The organism is Oxalobacteraceae bacterium OTU3CINTB1 (genome assembly GCA_024123955.1).
In the GTDB taxonomy this organism is placed as follows: domain Bacteria; phylum Pseudomonadota; class Gammaproteobacteria; order Burkholderiales; family Burkholderiaceae_D; genus Rugamonas.
In genome coordinates, this window is the sequence record CP099652.1 from 4057153 (window position 1) to 4071924 (window position 14772).

The following is a 14772-nucleotide window of genomic DNA, read 5'->3' on the forward strand; positions in this document are numbered from 1 at the left end:
ACACGTAGGGCGGATTAGGCGGAACGCCGTAATCCGCCATCTATGCGCCGCCGACGGCGCAGGCATGGCGGATTACGCTTCGCTAATCCGCCCTACGTGTTTTAGACGATTGCCTGGTTCAACTCATTACCGTCGCGCCGTCAGCCACTGCGCGGCCGGCAGCGCGGCCGCCGCCACCCGCACCTCGCCGATGTTGCCGAAGAAACCGTCGGCGCGCGCGCCATCCCACGAGCCGCCGCCCACCACCCATTGCGACGTCGCCGACAACGTCGCCAGGCCGACGACATTGCTGCTGTTACGCAGCACCGGCGCGCCTTCCACATACATCACCGTGTCGTGCGTGACCGGATCGTTGACGATGGCGATGTGCACCCACGTGCCGGCGATGATCTCGCCCGACCAGCTGGCCAGGCCGCCACGCGCGCCCACCACGTCCGGCACCACTTCCCATTGCACTTCGCGCAGGCTGGAGATGGCGAACAGCAGCGGCGGCGATTCCGGATCGCCGCCGTCGAAGCCGGCCAGGCTGCCGCGCTTGCCGTCGCGCGTCATGATGTTCATCCACGCATGCTTGGACTTGTCCCACGCCTGGTTGATCTTGACGAAGGCTTCGATCGTGTAGCCGGTCTTGGCGAAGGTCTGGGCGTTGATCGCGGCCGTCGGGTCGGTGACGAAATAGCTCAGGCGCGGCGTATTCTTGTCGGTGTTGATGAAGCTGACCGACCCCGGCGCCGACGACAGGCGGTGGCGGTCGCTGCTCCAGACGATATCGCCGGCCTCGGCGCCGACGATGCCGCCCTTGTTGAGCGCGTCGCGCGTCAACGGGTTGGCGCCGGTGACATCGGCGATGCGGGTGCCGGGCGCCACCGCCGCGCCTTCGGCGCCGCCGTAGAAGCGCCAGTGCGCCACGGTCGACGCCACTTTTGGATAATCGTCCGCGTCTTTCGGCGCGGCCGCCACCACCACGGCCGGTTCCGTATAACCCTTGAGCACCAGCGCCTTGGCCTGCTCCACCAGCGACGACGCCACCGTCGCCTTGCCGGTGCCGAAGGTGGCGTTGAAGCGCGCAAAGCGCTTGGCGAAGTTGAGGTTGATGGTGAACGCTTCGTTCGGCTCGGTGAGCACGGCGCGGTCGAAGGCGTTGAGCGTGTCGGCCGGCTTCATCGGCACCCACGGCGAGAACGACAGCACCTTGATCTGGTTGTTGGTCAGGTCGAATTCGTACAGGCGCATCAAACCGTTGCCGCCCTGGTAGTCCATCTGGTAGTCGACCACCATTTCCTCGACCGCGTTGCCGAAGTTGTTGGTCTTGGTCAGGCGCGCGGCGCCGTGGTGGTGGCCGTTCAAGGTCATGAAGATCTGATCGTTGTCGCGGATCAGTTTTTCCCACAGCATCTTGCCGTAGTCGGTCTCCAGCGGGCTGAGGGCATCGGCGGCGATGTTCAACAGTTGGTGGTTGACCAGGATCACCGGCAAGGTTGGATTGTCAGCCATCACCTTGCGCGCCCAGGCGATGCCGGCGTCGGAGATGCGCCACGACAGCGACAGCACCATGAACTTTTGCTCCTGCGCGGTGAAGATGTGGTACTCGTGGAAGCCGGTGCTGTCGCGACCGCCAAAGGTGGCCTGGCGTTGCGCGCGGCGGGTGCCGAACCATTGCAAATATGGCTCGTTGGCCAGCACGCGCTGGGTGTCGGTGCCCTTGGTCTGGTCGCCGTTGTAGTCCAGGTCGTTCACGACGTCGTGGTTGCCGGCCAGGATGGAGTACGGCAGCTTGGCCACTTCCAGCACCTGCATGGCGCTGTCGGCCACCTTCCACTGCTCCGGCTTGCCGACCTGGTCGACCACGTCGCCCAGGTGGATCAGGAACGGGATGTTCAACGCGGCGGCGTTGCGCGCTACCCAGTTGGTCTGCGCGGCGAACGGCTCGTTGCCGTAGTGGCGCTGATATTGATTGCTTTCCGACGAAGTCGCGTAGCGCGAATAAAACTGGGTGTCCGGCAAGACGGCCAGGGCGAAACTGGAAATCTGCGTGCTCGGCGGCACGACGACGGGCGCGGTGCCACCGCCGTTGCCGGTGTTGCCGATGTCGCTATTGCCTCCGCCGCAGCCCGCAAGCAAGCCGCCGACGGACAGGCCCGACGCCGAGGCCAGGCCCATTTTCAGCAAGGTGCGGCGCTGCGGCTTTGGCGCGGCGGCCAGCTCGATGGAGGTTGTCGGGGAAGTGATTTCGCCTGGTTTCTTCATTTGACTGGTGCTCAAAAAAATTGTGGAGCGCTAAGTCTAGGGTGGAAGAATGACGGCCTGATGACCAAGCGCGCGCTCCCGATCAGTTATGATCGACACTTACTCGTCGCGTTCAACACCCGGGAAATAAATTGACAGCACCAACTGCAGGTAAGCGCGGCAAGGCGCCAAAGGATAGCGATTTACTGGCCGCCGCCTGCGGCATCGTCGCGCAAGACGGCTGGGCGGGACTCGCGCTGCGGCCGCTGGCTGAACGCCTGAACGTCTCGGTCACCGTCCTGAGCAACCACTACGGGACGCGCGCCGATGTCGTCGCGGCCGTGTGCCGCACCGCCCACGCCAAGGAACAGGGCGTCTTCGCCGGCTGGCGCGCCACGCTGGCAAAGCTGGATACTTTGAGCCCCGCATTGGCGGCCGATCTGGCCGATACGATCTTGCAGGAACTGGCGGTGCGCCACCGCGACTTCTCGCTGCTGTTCCTGGAGATACTCCAGAGTGGCGGCTGGGACGAACCACTGCGCGCCGCGTTCTTGCCATGGCTGGACGAGCGCATGGGCTTCTGGGCCCAGCTCGGCGCCCGCGCGGGCCTGTCGACAGCCTTGACCGACAGCGGCTGGCTGGGCGGATACTTTGTCGACGAACTCGCCTTCAGCATCAGCCTCGACCAACAGCCGGCCTACCGGATGCTGCGGCGCCTGTGTCTGCGTCGGCTGTTCTCCGGCGTTTCCGCGTCGGCAGCGACCATCGCCGAAGACGACGCCATCTTCGCAGCCTTGTTCGATGAACTGGATTACCGCGAAGGCGAAGTCGCCGTCGGCCACGGGGTCGACGTGCCCGCCGACTGGCCGGGCAAGGCCGCGCGCGCCTGCGCCATCGCGCTCACCGAGCGCGGCGTGGGGGCCCTGACCCACCGCGCCATCGCGGCCGAGGCCGGCGTGCCGCATACAACGCTGATTTACCGCTTCGCGACCCAGCAGGATCTGGTCGTCGCCGGACTGGAATTCATCATTTCGCACGTGCTGCGCGCGGTCGACGAAGGCGCGCTGTCGGGCGATCTGACCGCCGCCCCGGACCGCATGAACAATCTTGGCGACCATGGCCTCGATGTCGGCCGCGCGACCTTTGCGCTGGCCATCGCGGCGGCGCGCATGCCCAGGCTTGCCCCGAGCGCGGCAGACATGCGCCGCCGCCGGGGCATCAACCTGGTCAAGATCCTGCGCCGCGTGTCGCCCACGCTTCCCGGCATCGATATGCTGGCGGCGCAGATTGCCTCGGTCGGCTTGATCGGCTATACCTGCACCCTTCCCCTCGCGCAAAAAGACGGGTTCGTGCCCGTGTACCGACGGCTCCTCGGCTACCTCGGAGATCGATGAGAGTTCGACCAATCGTATTTTTATATAGTTTTGAAGTCGATATTTATCGACCATTTGTAATTTAGTGGTCACAATCGGCTGTTACAGTCATGGCTTTCACACACCTATACCTCCAGGGAAAGCATGACTACGACCTCCTCTTATCGCGGCGCGATGCTGCTGTGCGCCGCCGCCTGCGGCAGCGCCTACGCGGCCGAAACCGACGCCAACCGCGCCGCCCCGTCCGCCGAGTTGGCGCCGGTGATCGTCACCGCGCAGCGCCGCAGCGAAAACCTGCAAACCGTGCCGATCGCCGTGACCGCCGTCAGCGGCAAGGCGCTGGAGGACTCCGGCTACCAGTCCGTGACCGACCTGCAATATCTGGTGCCCGGCCTGCAGTACGACCCGACCCAGGGCGCGGCGTTCCAAATTCGTGGCGTGGGCAGCCAATCGTTCGATTTTTCCAACGCCAAGTCGGTGAGCGTGGTGGTCGACGATGTGGTGATGGACGCGCAGCGCGCCAACGGCCTGATCGGCCTGGTGGACATCCAGCGCGTCGACGTGTTGATGGGGCCGCAAGGCACCTTGTTCGGCAAAAACGCCACCTCCGGCGTGATCTCGGTGACGACCGAAAAACCCGAGCTCAAACGCTGGTCCGCCAACGCCGGCGTCAGCTACGGCCAGCGCCGCGACCACCTTGTCAACGCCACCGTCAACGCGCCGCTGGGCGACAGCGCCGCGTTGCGCATCTCGGCCTTCGACCAGGGCCAGGACGGTTATGGCACCTACACCACCTTGCACCGCAAGCTGGGCGAGGTCAAGGAGCACGGCTACCGCGCGCGCCTGCTGTTCAACCCGGGCAGCGATCTGGAAGTGATCCTGTCGAACGACTACCAACGTCACTGGGACAGCAACATCCGCACCGCCGTCTCCGGCGCGCCGGCCGCCGTCACTGCCGCGCAGCTTGCCGCCGGCGTCACGCCCGGTCCGCAAAACGCCGACAACGCCGACGCCTCGTTTGGCCAGCTGACCACCGAGGAATGGGGCACGTCGCTGCGCCTGCGCTACAAGCTGGGCGACGCGACGCTAACCTCGATCACCGCCTATCGCGGCTCGACCTTCGACAGCGATACCCCGGCCAATCTGGTGCCGCACAATATCTATGCCTACGTCCCCTACAACCGGGGCGCGCTCGACACGTCCAAGTACAGCCAGGAGATCCGCGTGGCGTCGGGCGGCGAGCGCTTCATCGAGTACGTCGGCGGCCTGTTCTACAACAAGCTCGACGCCGAGCAGACGCAGTTGCAATGGGCGACACTGGGCGCACCACTGATCTCCCCTTCCGGCGTGCCGCTGACCCAGCTGTACACGCTGACCGGCGCCATCGGCCGCAACGGCAACGCCTCGCTGTTCGACGCCCGTAATGTCACCACGGCGGCCTTCGGCCAGTTGAAGTTCAACCTCACGCCCCAGGCCAGCATCGGCGTGGGCGCGCGCTACACGCGCGACCGCAACAGCCAATCCCTGAGCTATATCGACCTGCCGAGCGAACCGATCACCGGCGTCAAAAACACCTTCGCGGCAACCAGCGCGCCACCGCTTTATCCGGAAGGCACGGTCAGTGGGAACAATTTCTCGTACCGCCTGTCGCCGCAGTACAAGCTGTCCAAGGACGTGATGGTCTACGCCAGCTACACCACCGGTTACAAGCCGGGCGGCGTCGCCTTTGTCGGCAATAAATACAATCCCTACCGCGACGAAACGGTGAAGAGCTTCGAGCTGGGCGTCAAATCGGAGCTGTTGGGCCGTACGCTCAGGCTCAACGCCAATGTGTTCGCCGAAAAGTTCACGGATTTCCAGACCACGTTGATGACCATGATTCCGGGCAATCCGACCTTGCAGGCGGTGATCGGCAACGCCGGCGCGCTGCGCAGCACCGGCGCGGAAGTCGGCGTGACGTGGCGCGCGGCGCCGGCGCTCACCGTGAGCGGCTCGCTGAACTACACCAACGGCAAATACACCGACTACGTCTACGACGCCAAGACCAGCTACACCGGCAGCCGTCTGAGCAACGCGCCGCGCTGGGCCGGCAACCTCGGGCTCGACTACCAGACCGCCGTCGGCGCCAGGCTGCTGCTCAAGGCGCACATGGACTTGTCCGTCCGCAGCGAGCTGTGGACCGTCGTGGGCCAACCGGCCTATTCCCGCGTGCCGGGCTATGCGTTGGCCAATGCGCGCGTCACGCTGTCGCCGGACGACAGCGCCATCGAATACGGCGTCTATGCGCGCAATTTGTTCAACCGCTACTACTCGACCGGCTGGCAGCAATACGGCCCGCTCGGGCTGCTGCACTACACCACGCCGAACGCCTACCGCACGGTTGGCGTATTCGCCAAATACAATTTCTAGGGAGCGGGCATGAATACGAAACTATTGATCCTGGCCGCGCTGCTGTGCTTGCTAGGCGGGGGTGTGGTCGCCGCACCCGCCGCACCCGTCGACGCGCCCGACGTGCCGGACACGCTGCGCATCAACCAGATCCAGGTGCTGGGCACCCACAACAGCTACAGCCAGGGACTGGACCCGCACGTCTCCGCGCTGTTCGAGGAAAAGCTGGGCAAGACCCTGGACACCGTCATCGACCGCATGTCGCCGGCCGCGCGCGCGCTGTTCAAGGAGGAGCATCCGAATCCGATGATCCCCGGCGAGATGTTGAAGTATGCGCATCCCGGCCTGGCAGCACAGCTCGACATGGGCGTGCGCAGCCTCGAGATCGACATCAATCCCGATCCCGCGGGCGGCCTGTACTCTTCGCCGGTCGCCTATCGGATGCTGCGCGAACGCGGTGTCACCGATCTGCTGCCGTTTGACGATACCGGCCTCGACAAGCCCGGCTTTAAGGTGCTGCACATTCCAGACATCGATTTCCGCAGCAGCTGTCCCACGCTGCGGCTCTGTTTGCAACAAGTGCGCGCGTGGTCGGAGGCGCATCCGCGCCACGTGCCACTGTTCCTGCTGATCGAAGCGAAGAACCAGGACATGCCCATCCTGCCGGGCGCCACGCGCACCGTGCCGTTCACGCCGGCGCTATTTGACGATCTCGACCGCGAGCTGGTCGAGGTGATGGGCCGGGAGCGCATCATCACGCCGGACGACGTGCGGGGCGACTACCCGACGCTGAACCAGGCGGTCCGCGCCGGCAACTGGCCGACCTTGGGCGACGCGCGCGGCAAGGTGGTGTTCATGATACTGACCGCCAACGGCCCGGGCACGACCGCCGACTATCTGAAGGGCCACCCATCCTTGCGCGGCCGCATGGCCTTCCTGCGCGCGCAGCCCGGCGAGGAGCACGCCGCCTTTCTGATGTACGACAACGCCCTGCTAAGGTCAGCCGAGATCAAACGCTATGTGCAGGAAGGCTACCTGATCCGCACCCGCACCGACATCGAAACCCACGAGGCCAAGATCAACAGCCTGGAGCGCGCCAACGCCGCCTTCGCCAGCGGCGCGCAAATGGTCTCCACCGATTTCGAGGTGCCCGGCAACGGTTACGGGACCAGCTATGTCGTGCGGCTGCCCGGAGGCGGGACGGCCCGCTGCCGACCGCATTCTCCGGACACCTGCAACCCGGCTGGCCGCTAACTACCCACACGGGGGTCAAGTCTAACATTCGTACACGACCTCAGCCCCTCATGTTCGCGATGTGGCATTACTGGACCGGGCGCTGGCTACTTCTGCGTTCGATCAGTAACGCTCCATGCTCGCCTGTTAGATTGAGGAGATGGCCAGACCACTTAGATTAGAATTTCCCGGCGCACTCTATCACGTCACTTGTCGTGGCAACCGACGTGAGAGCATCTTTCGCGACCGGATAGATCGTCACGCATGGCTTGAGGAAGCTGAACGCATGTGCAAGCGGTTTCATTTTATGGTCCATGCGTTTTGCCTCATGACGAACCACTTCCATTTACTCATCGAGACGCCCGAAGGCAATCTCGGGCAAGGCATGCGTCAACTAAACAGCGCGTATTCCCAACGTTTCAACCGCCGCCACGACTTGGCCGGGCATGTGATGCAAGGCCGCTACCACGCCGTCCTCGTACAGAAGGAGAGCTATCTACACGAGCTGGCGCGCTACATCGTCTTGAATCCCGTCCGCGCCGGCATTGTCGATTCGCCAGAGAACTGGGAATGGAGCAGCTACCGCGCTATGTTGAGCAAGCGGCCGCCCCCCTCCTGGCTCACGCAAGACTGGCTGCTGGCCGGCTTTGGCCCTGACCACCCAACGGCCATAGATGCTTATCGAAACTTCGTGATGGCGGGAATTGGCGCGGCAAACCCGTTAGAGAATGTTTCGTTTCAATGTATTCTTGGCGACGAGGCGTTTATCGCAGAGCATCGGAAATCGGTCGAGGAGCTCGTGTCGGAAGAGGTTGTCAGAACGCAAAGGCGTGCGCTGGCGATGTCGCTTGATGAGTATCAGCTGAGATTTGCGCCTCGCGATATGGCCATGGCGCAGGCGTATCGGTCGACGGCCTTTTCTATGAATCAAATTGCCGCCCATTTTGGCGTATCTGCCCAGACCGTGAGCCGTGCAGTCGCCGCGCTGGAAAAAAATGGGGGCGTCGGCGGCGCTTAGGATGAGATCGTGCACGAATGTTAGACTTGACCCCAGCTAGCGCTGGCGTGCGGCAGGAAGTTGCTAAACCAGACAACTCACGTTATAGTGAGAATAATTCTCATTAAGATTTTGATGTCTGGCCCTCCGCTGAACGGGAACAAGCATGTCCAACGCTGACGCGCATCGACAAATAGGCACGCTCTATAACGAGCATCACGGCTGGCTTGCCACTTGGCTGGGCCATAAGCTCAATTGCCGCAATCTGGGCGCCGAGTTGGCCCAGGATACCTTTGTGCGGCTGCTGACGGCGCGCCTGCCGCAGGATTTGCGCGAGCCGCGCGCCTATCTGACCGCCGTCGCCAAGGGACTGATGGTCAGCCATCTGCGCCGCAGGAAACTTGAAAACGCCTATCTGGAGGCGCTGGCCACGCAGCCCGAGGCCGTCCAGCCGTCGCCGGAGGATCGTCTGGCCGTGCTTGAGACGCTGACCGAAATCGATAACATCCTCGACCGCCTGCCTAACAAAGCCCGGCAGGTGTTCCTGCTGGCCCAGCTCGACGGCCTGAGCTACGCCGAGATCTGCGCGCTGCTGAACTTGTCGCTGAGCACGGTCAAGCGCCACATGGTGCTGGCCTTCCGCCGTTGCCTGGCAGCATTGTGACGGGCGTCGCGTGAAGCTGGGCTTGCGGCCCGCCCCGCCCGACCGGGCGGCGATCTCAAAACAGATCCTGACCGAGGCGGCCACCTGGCTGATGGAATTGCACGACGGTCCGCTGAGCCATCAAGAACGCGCGCAGCTCGACGCATGGCGCCAGCGTAGCGCCGAGCACGAGCTGGCGTGGGAAAAGGCCACCGCGTTGATGGGCAAGTTCGGCGCCCTGCCGCCCTCCGGCGCCACCGCGCTCAAGACCATGTCGATGCGCGAGCGGCGCGGCGCCGTCAAGCTGGTGGCGGCGCTGCTGGTGGCCGGGCCGATCGGCTGGATGGCCTACCGCAACGCCCCCTGGCCCGACGCCGGCGGCTTTCGCACCTCGACCGGCGGACGCCGCGACATCGTGCTCGACGACGGCACCCGCATCACGCTGAACACCGATACCCACATCGACGTCGCTTACGATCGCGCGCGCCGCATGGTCCACTTGCGCCGCGGCGAGATTCTCATCACCACCGCCAGGGACGCCGCCCGCCCGCCACGCCCGTTCCTGGTCGACGTCGGCGAAGGGGCGATCCGCGCGCTCGGCACCCGCTTCGTCGTGCGCCAGCTTGAACAGCGCAGCCAGGTGTCCGTGTTCGAGGGCGCGGTCGAGCTGCGGCCGCGCGACGCACCAGCGGCCGCCGCCGTCATCGCGGCCGGCCGCCAGTCGGTGTTTTCCCGCGCGCGCGTCGAGCCGTCCTCGGAGGCCGACGAGGCCGCCATCGCCTGGCAGCACGGCATGCTGATCGCCGACCGCATGCCGTTGGCGCGCTTCGTCGCCGAGCTGAACCGCTACCGACCCGGCACGCTGCGCTGCGCGCCGGCCGTCGCCGGACTTGCGGTGTCGGGCGCGTTCTCGCTGACGGACACCGACCTGACCTTGTCGCTCCTCGAGCAAACCCAGCCGGTCAAGCTGCGCTATGTGACCCGTTTCTGGGCAACCGTCGGGCCGGCCTGATGGGCCGGCCTGAAAAATATTTAAAAAAATCCAAAAATAATTGAGCCTTTCCGCGATCTCGTTCGACATATCAAATAAGAACACCACATTTGATCAGCGAAAGGCCAGTAATGAGTCATCAGCAGCAAACCTCGCGAACCGCCGGCAAGGCCGTCTTCCGGCGCACCGCGTTGTCGGTGGCAATCACCTATGCCGCCGCCGTGTTGTCGGCGGCCGCGTTGGCGCCGCTTGCCCAGGCACAGGCGCCGGCCGACACCGTCCAGTCCTACGATATTGCCGCCGGCCCGCTGGGTCAGGCGCTGTCGCGCTTTGCCGCCCGCGCGGGTGTGGCGCTGTCGTTCGATGCCGCGCTGTTGGAGGGCAAGACCAGTAACGGCCTGCGCGCGACCGTATCGGTCGACGACGGTTTTTCGCAGTTGCTGCAAGGCAGCGGCCTGCAGGCGCAGCGCCTTACCGGCGGCGGCTTTACGCTCAAACCGGCGGCCGTCGCATCGGCCGCCGCAGCCGCGCCGGCGGCGGCTGCGTCCGCCCCCGCTGGCCGGACTGCCCGCACCGACATTGCCGTCGTCGAAATGCCCGCCGTCGAAGTGAGCGCGCAGCGCACCAACAGCACCTTGATCCGTCCGACCCGCCAAAGCACGGTCATCGAACGCGACGAGCTCGACGAATTGCGCCAGGCCTCCGACAGCCTGGCCACCGTGCTCAGCAAGGCCGTCCCCGGCATGGCCGATTCCAGCCGCACCATCACCGACTACGGCCAGACCCTGCGCGGGCGCAACTCGCTGGTCCTGGTCGACGGCATCCCCCTCAACACCAACCGCGATTCGGCGCGCAACATGGCGGCGCTGAACCTGGCCAGCATCGACAAGGTCGAAGTGCTGCGCGGCAGCAGCGCGATCTACGGGTCCGGCGCCAGCGGCGGCATCATCGCCATCACCACGCGCCCGGCCGGGGGCGCGCCGTACGCCGAAACCGCCTTCTCGCTGCGCTCGCCGCTGTCGCGCCTCGGAAGCGACGGCCTGGGCGGCGAGATCAGCCACTACATGTCGGGCGCCAGCGGCGCGGTCGATTACGCCGTCAATGTCGGCCTGCAGCACATCGGCGCCTCGTACGACGGCAAGGGCAAGCGCATCGCGCCCGAACCGAGCCAGGGCGACCTGTTCGACAGCGACAACTACACCTTCGGCGGCAAGGTCGGTTTCCGCATCGACCGCGACCAGCGCGTGCAGTTTGCCGCCAGCCGCTATGTCGCCGAGCAGGACAGCGACTACGGCTCCGATCCGTCGGTGGCGCGCCTGCCGGCCGGCAGCGCCGTGGCGCGCCCGGTCGACGGCCTGCGATTGGACCACCAGAACCAGTTGCGCAACACCTTGCTCAGCGCGAGCTACCAGCACCAGGATGTGGCCGGCAGCGCGCTGTCGACCCAGCTGTACTACCGCGATTACTTCACCCGCTTCACCCCGTTCGACGCCCGCGCCGTGTCGACGCGCGGCAACAACGTCGACCAGGTGATGCAAAACTCGGAAGTCTGGGGCGGCCGCGCCACCGTCGACACCCCGCTGGCGGCCAACCTCAAAGTGCTGTGGGGCCTGGACTTCAACCAGGAGCGCAGCGACATGCCGGACGACTTTTTCAACGCCGCCGCCTACGACGCCAGCGGCGGCAAGGTGTTCCAGCCGAGCCGAACGATGCTGTACATGCCGCCGCTGACGACGCGCAGCATCGGCGGCTTCGGCCAGGCGCAGTACAAACTCAACCAGGAATGGTCGTTCGAGGGCGGCCTGCGCTACGAACATGCGCGCGCACGCTTCGACGACTTCGTGCCGCTATCGCAAATCCGCTTCGCCAACCCGCAGCAGGTGCGCGGCGGCAAACTGTCGTACGACGCCTGGATGAGCAATGTCGGCGCCGTCTTCAAACCGGTGGCCGGCCAGGAACTGTACGCCTCGTTCAGCCAGGGCTTCCAACTGCCGGACATGGGCCTGCAAATCCGCAACGCCACGCCGGCGTTCAACCTGGCGTCGTCCGCGCTGGAGCCGGTCAAGACCAATAACTACGAGCTGGGCTGGCGCGGCGGCGTCGGCGAGGTCAACGGCGCGCTGGCGGTGTTCTACACGACCTCCAAGCTGGGCGACGTGCAAAGCTTTAACAACGGCCTGATACTGACCCGCACCGCCGAGAAGATTCGCGGCCTGGAAGCGAGCGTCGACTACATGCCGCAGTCCAGCCCGTGGGGCGGCGGCGCGACGTTGACGGCGATGTCGGGCCGCGAGACGCCGCAGGGCGGCAGCTCGGACCAGACCATGACCGGCTACCGCATTCCGCCGACCAAGGTCACCGCCTATGCGCAGTACAAGCCCGGCGGCCTCTGGAGCGCCCGCCTGCAGGCGACCCACTTCGGCGCCCGCGATTCGCGCCTGAACGGCCTGACCAGCTTTGGCCGGCGCGATGTGTCGAGCTACACCACGGTCGACCTGATCGCGCGCCTGCAATGGACGACCCGCGACACCGTCACGGTCGGCATCGAAAACCTGCTGGACCGCTACTACCTGCCCGCCTACAGCCAGCTTATGCGCAACAGCAACAATACCAGCCGTCTGCCGGCCTCCGGCGCGGCGTTGAGTGTCAGCTATAACCGCCGGTGGTAAGCCGGCGTCATCTGTAAAAGAACATGTCAGTAGCCGCGCGGCGGCCGCCCCCCACAAAGAGGCGGTCTCCGCGCATCACATGCAAAGGGCGCAATCCGCGCACTACAGTGAATACGAATCATTATCAGTGCGATTCATTTACCGAAAGGAATTTATTATGATTCTTCAAAGCTTTTTGGAGCACGTCGGCGAAACGCCGATCGTTCAGCTGCACCGGATGTTCGCCGGCACAGGCCACGAGGTGTACGCCAAGCTGGAACTGCTCAATCCCGCCGGCAGCGTCAAGGACCGGCCGGCCCGCTACATTATCGAGCGCGGGCTGGCCGAAGGCACGATCCGTCCCGGCGCCCACATCATCGAGAGTTCCTCCGGCAACCTGGCCATCGCGCTGGCGATGGTGTGCCGCATCCACGGCCTGTCGTTCACCGCCGTCGTCGATCCGAAGATTTCCACCACCAACCTGCACATCATCCGCTGCTACGGCGCCAATGTCCACATGGTGACCGAGCAGGACAGCCAAGGCGGCTATCTGGAGACGCGCATCGCGCAGGTCAAGCGCATGCTGCGCGACGAGCCGCAGGCGGTATGGATCAACCAGTACGCCAACGAACTCAATTGGAAAAGCCACTACCACGGCGAGGGCGCCGAGATCCTGCGCCAGATGGACCGGGCGCCCGACTATCTGGTGCTGGGCGTGAGCACTTCGGGCACGCTGCACGGCATCGCGCGCCGCTTGCGCGAGCAGTGGCCGGCGCTCAAGGTGGTCGGCGTCGACGCCGTCGGCTCGGTGCTGTTCGGCGCCCCGCCCGGTACGCGCGAACTGCCCGGCATCGGCGCCAGCCGCGTACCCGAACTGCTCAAACGCGACGAGATCCCGCAGTGCATCCACATCGACGATTATGAATCGGCCGTCGCCTGCCGCCAGCTGGTGGCGCGCGAAGGCATCTTCGCCGGCGGTTCGTCCGGCTCGGTGATGGCGGCGATCGAGCGGCTGTGCGCCGGCCTGACGCAACCCTCGCGCATCCTTACCGTGCTGCCCGACCGGGGCGACCGCTATCTCGACACCGTCTACGACGACGCCTGGCTGCAACGCATGCAGCAGCGCCACCTGCAACGCACCGCGCCCGCCATCGCCGCCGACCCAAACACGCCTGCAAGCTCCGGCACGCCGTCGCCATCCCGCGCCAACCTCGAAACGATAGGATAAACCGCATGAACCACGCCGCATTGACCAACCACGCAGCCCCTTTCCTGCTGTACCTGAGCCGCGCCGACCTTGCCGCCCTGGGCGGCGACCGCTCGCAGCCCTATGTCGACGCCATCCACGACGGCCTCACCGCCCACGCCAACGGCCAGTACGTCCAGCCGCTCAAACCCTACCTGCGCTGGGCCGGCGCCGACCATATCGCCGACCGCATCATCGCCATGCCCTGCTACGTCGGCGGCGACGATCCCATCGCCGGCCTGAAATGGATCGGCAGCCGCCAGCACAACCCGGCCAACTACGGCATGGAGCGCGCCAGCGCGGTCATCGTGCTCAACGACGCCGACACCAACTACCCGATCGCGCTGATGGAGGGTGGGCTGATCAGCGGCATGCGCACCGCCGCCATTACCGTCGTCGGCGCGCGCTATCTGGCGCGCCGGGACTTCACCGATGTCGCCACGATCGGCTGCGGCCCCATCGGCCGCATGCAGGTGCAATCGCTGCTCGAGCAGTTCCCATCCATCGCCCGCCTGCATTTGTTCGACATGTCGGCCGCGGCGGCGGCCGCGCTGGCGAAAAAATGGTCGGAATACCACCCGCAGGTGGAGTTCGTGGTCGCGCCGTCGGCAGAAACGGCCGTGCGCGCCGCCGACGTGGTGGTAACGGCGACCGTCACCGACACGCCCTACCTGCCCTTCGATTGGCTCAAGGCCGGCGCGTTTGTCAGCAACGTCTCGATCATGGACGTGCACAAGGACGTCTACGAAAAGGCCGACAAGGTCATCGTCGACGACTGGGACCAGTCCAACCGGGAAAAGAAGATCATCAACCAGCTGGTGCTCGAAGGCCGCTTCAGCCGCGAGCAGCTGCACGCGGAACTGGGCGAGATCGTCATTGGCAAGCGGCCGGGCCGCGAGAACGACGACGAGATCATCCTGCTCAATCCGATGGGGATGGCGCTGGACGATCTGGTCTGCGCGCGCCATTTCTATCGCCTGGCGATGGCCGCCAAGGCCGGCACCCGACTGCCGTTGTACGGGTAAGC

At 65.3% G+C, this 14772-nt stretch carries 10 protein-coding genes; 9 read left to right on the forward strand and 1 reads right to left on the reverse strand.

Going from position 1 to position 14772, the window contains the following annotated elements; translation table 11 throughout:
• Positions 1–126 precede the first annotated feature (126 nt).
• Positions 127–2247, reverse strand: a complete 2121-nt coding sequence (locus NHH73_17570; protein ID USX24428.1) for a metallophosphoesterase — start codon at positions 2245–2247, stop codon at positions 127–129.
• A 131-nt stretch (positions 2248–2378) separates the two neighbouring features.
• Between NHH73_17570 and NHH73_17575 the strand changes: the two genes are divergently transcribed.
• From NHH73_17575 to sbnB, 9 genes are all read left to right on the forward strand, one after another.
• On the forward strand, positions 2379–3620 hold the full coding sequence (locus tag NHH73_17575) for a TetR/AcrR family transcriptional regulator (protein USX24429.1): 1242 nt from the start codon (positions 2379–2381) through the stop codon (positions 3618–3620).
• A 123-nt stretch (positions 3621–3743) separates the two neighbouring features.
• A complete protein-coding gene (locus NHH73_17580; protein ID USX24430.1) occupies positions 3744–6008 on the forward strand; it encodes a TonB-dependent receptor in 2265 nt (754 codons plus the stop codon).
• A 9-nt stretch (positions 6009–6017) separates the two neighbouring features.
• Positions 6018–7241 (forward strand): phosphatidylinositol-specific phospholipase C1-like protein, encoded by a 1224-nt coding sequence (locus NHH73_17585; GenBank protein USX24431.1) that lies wholly within the window; start codon positions 6018–6020, stop codon positions 7239–7241.
• Positions 7242–7380: 139 nt separating this feature from the next.
• Complete coding sequence (locus NHH73_17590) at positions 7381–8238, forward strand: transposase (GenBank protein USX24432.1); 858 nt, start codon at positions 7381–7383, stop codon at positions 8236–8238.
• A gap of 145 nt (positions 8239–8383) precedes the next feature.
• Positions 8384–8881 carry a sigma-70 family RNA polymerase sigma factor gene (locus tag NHH73_17595; protein ID USX24433.1) on the forward strand — a complete coding sequence of 166 codons (498 nt, stop codon included), beginning with the start codon at positions 8384–8386 and terminating at the stop codon, positions 8879–8881.
• A gap of 10 nt (positions 8882–8891) precedes the next feature.
• On the forward strand, positions 8892–9872 hold the full coding sequence (locus NHH73_17600; protein USX24434.1) for a FecR domain-containing protein: 981 nt from the start codon (positions 8892–8894) through the stop codon (positions 9870–9872).
• Between the two features lie 110 nt (positions 9873–9982).
• Positions 9983–12520, forward strand: coding sequence for a TonB-dependent receptor (locus tag NHH73_17605; protein ID USX24435.1), 2538 nt, complete (start codon positions 9983–9985; stop codon positions 12518–12520).
• Between the two features lie 157 nt (positions 12521–12677).
• Positions 12678–13727: a 2,3-diaminopropionate biosynthesis protein SbnA gene (gene sbnA / locus NHH73_17610; GenBank protein USX24436.1), complete on the forward strand. Its 1050-nt coding sequence runs from the start codon at positions 12678–12680 to the stop codon at positions 13725–13727.
• A 5-nt stretch (positions 13728–13732) separates the two neighbouring features.
• A complete protein-coding gene (gene sbnB, locus NHH73_17615; GenBank protein USX24437.1) occupies positions 13733–14770 on the forward strand; it encodes a 2,3-diaminopropionate biosynthesis protein SbnB in 1038 nt (345 codons plus the stop codon).
• Positions 14771–14772: the final 2 nt, after the last annotated feature.

Excerpts from the sequence above, each read along its gene's own strand:
- sbnA (USX24436.1), top strand. The coding sequence starts at position 12,678 with ATGATTCTTCAAAGCTTTTTGGAGCACGTCGGCGAAACGCCGATCGTT.
- NHH73_17590 (USX24432.1), top strand. The coding sequence starts at position 7,381 with ATGGCCAGACCACTTAGATTAGAATTTCCCGGCGCACTCTATCACGTC.
- sbnB (USX24437.1), top strand. The coding sequence starts at position 13,733 with ATGAACCACGCCGCATTGACCAACCACGCAGCCCCTTTCCTGCTGTAC.
- NHH73_17605 (USX24435.1), top strand. The coding sequence starts at position 9,983 with ATGAGTCATCAGCAGCAAACCTCGCGAACCGCCGGCAAGGCCGTCTTC.
- NHH73_17580 (USX24430.1), top strand. The coding sequence starts at position 3,744 with ATGACTACGACCTCCTCTTATCGCGGCGCGATGCTGCTGTGCGCCGCC.
- NHH73_17595 (USX24433.1), top strand. The coding sequence starts at position 8,384 with ATGTCCAACGCTGACGCGCATCGACAAATAGGCACGCTCTATAACGAG.
- NHH73_17570 (USX24428.1), bottom strand. The coding sequence starts at position 2,247 with ATGAAGAAACCAGGCGAAATCACTTCCCCGACAACCTCCATCGAGCTG.
- NHH73_17585 (USX24431.1), top strand. The coding sequence starts at position 6,018 with ATGAATACGAAACTATTGATCCTGGCCGCGCTGCTGTGCTTGCTAGGC.